The following is a 2289-nucleotide window of genomic DNA, read 5'->3' on the forward strand; positions in this document are numbered from 1 at the left end:
TCTCGGCGACGGGTGAATCGAGGGCCACGGACGGCGGATCAAAAGCGAGCCGCTCTGCGATCTCTTGAACATTCTGGCTTCAGTGGTTCTGGAGTCAGGAGGAAGAGAGGTGATCCACGTGGAGGACTGGGCTGAGATCCGCCGGTTGCACCGGGCCGAGGGACTGTCGGCCCGGGCTGTGGCCCGGCAGCTGGGAATCTCCAGGGGCACGGTGTTGCGGGCGCTGGCCACTGACCGGCCGCCGGTCTACCAGCGGCCGTTGAAGGGCTCGGCGGTGGACGCGGTCGAGCCCGCCATCCGCGAGTTGCTCAAGCAGACCCCGACGATGCCCGCCACGGTCATCGCGGAGCGGATCGGCTGGGACCGCGGGATGACGATCCTCAAGGAGCGGGTGCGCGAGCTTCGGCCGGCCTATCTGCCGGTCGACCCGGTCTCGCGGACGGTCTACCAGCCCGGGGAGCTCGCGCAGTGCGACCTGTGGTTCCCGGCGGTGGACATCCCGCTGGGCTACGGCCAGTCGGGCCGCCCACCTGTGCTGGTGATCGTGTCGGGCTACTCGCGGGTGATCACCGCGCGGATGCTGCCCTCCCGGCAGACGGGCGACCTGATCGACGGCCACTGGCGCCTGCTGGCCGACGGTTGGGGAGCGGTCCCCAAGACGCTGGTCTGGGACAACGAAGCCGGCGTCGGCCGGGGCAAGCTCACCTCTGAGTTCGCCGCGTTCGCGGGCCTGCTGGCGGTCAAGGTCCACCTCTGCCGGCCTCGCGACCCGGAGGCGAAGGGCCTGGTCGAGCGGGCGAACGGCTACCTGGAGACCAGCTTCCTGCCCGGACGCACGTTCACCGGCCCCGACGACTTCAACGCCCAGCTCACGGCCTGGCTGCAGATCGCCAACCGCAGGCAGCACCGCTCGATCGACGCCCGCCCCATCGACCGCTGGGAGGCCGACCGCGCCTCGATGCTGACCGTCCCGCCCGTCACCCCGCCGCACTGGTGGCGCTTCCACACCCGTATCGGCCGCGACCACTACATCCGCGTCGACACCTGCGACTACTCCGTCCACCCCCGCGCGATCGGACGCACCGTCATGGTCCGCGCCGACAACGAAGAGGTCACCGTCATCGCCGGAAACGACATCGTCGCCCGGCACACCCGCTGCTGGGCCAAACATCAGTCGATCACCGACCCCGAGCACCTCGCCGCTGCCCAGGTTCTGCGCGGCGAGGTGATCCACCAGCAGGCCGCCCGCGCGGCCACCGCCCGCGCCGCCGCCCTCCTGGCCCCGGACAGCCTCGGCGTTGAGGTCGAGCAACGCGAACTGGGCACCTACGACCGCATGTTCACCCTCATCGAGGGCGGCGCCGGAAAGGAGGACGACTGATGGCCCGCACCGCTGCGAACATCACGGCCAACACGGCGAAAGCCGATGGCCAGGCGGCCCGAACGGGCCGGCAGACCGCCGCCGACCTGGCCTTCCTCGCCCACGCGATGAAGGCACCCGCCCTGCTGGACGCCGCCGAGCGCCTGGCCGAGCGAGCCCAGGCAGAAGCCTGGACCCACACCGAGTACCTGGTCGCCTGCCTGCAGCGGGAGGTCTCGGCCCGCGACAGCCACGGCGGCGAGGGCCGCATCCGAGCCGCCCGCTTCCCCGCGATCAAGACCATCGAGGAGCTGGACCTCACCCACCTGCGTGGCCTGACGCGCCAACAACTCTCCCATCTGGGAACATTGGACTTCATAGCGGCCAAGGAGAACGCCGTCTTTCTGGGGCCGCCGGGCACCGGCAAGACCCACCTGGCCACCGGCCTCGCGGTGAGGGCCTGCCAGGCCGGCCACCGGGTCGCGTTCGCCACCGCGGCCCAGTGGGTCGACCGCCTCGCGGCCGCCCACCAGGCCGGCCGCCTCCAGGACGAGCTGGTCAAACTCGGGCGCTACCCGCTGATCGTGATCGACGAGGTCGGCTACATCCCGTTCGAAGCCGAGGCCGCGAACTTGTTCTTCCAGCTCGTCTCGAACCGCTACGAGAGGGCCAGCGTGATCGTCACCTCGAACAAGCCCTTCGGGCGCTGGGGAGAGACCTTCGGCGACGAGACCGTCGCCGCCGCCATGATCGACCGACTCGTCCACCACGCCGAGGTCCACTCCCTCAAAGGCGAGTCCTACCGCATGCGCGGCCGCGAACTCGGCCGCAGCCGCACGACCGACAACGACTGAACACGACCAACGAGACCACACAGTGGCCCACGATTGAACCGTCCAGACCGGCATCGAATTGAGCCGCCGCCGACA

General features: G+C 70.2%; 2 protein-coding genes. Both read left to right on the top strand.

The features are described 5' to 3' along the window. The first annotated feature begins 109 nt into the window (after positions 1-109). Entirely contained in the window at positions 110-1381 is a 1272-nt protein-coding gene (istA, locus tag AC0B61_RS37125) for an IS21 family transposase (protein WP_471746947.1), read from the top strand. Next, a complete protein-coding gene (gene istB, locus AC0B61_RS37130; protein WP_471746949.1) occupies positions 1381-2214 on the top strand; it encodes an IS21-like element helper ATPase IstB in 834 nt (277 codons plus the stop codon). Before istA ends, istB begins: the two co-directional genes overlap by 1 nt. The last annotated feature ends 75 nt before the right edge of the window (positions 2215-2289 follow it).

The organism is Kitasatospora sp. NPDC023385 (assembly GCF_055664045.1).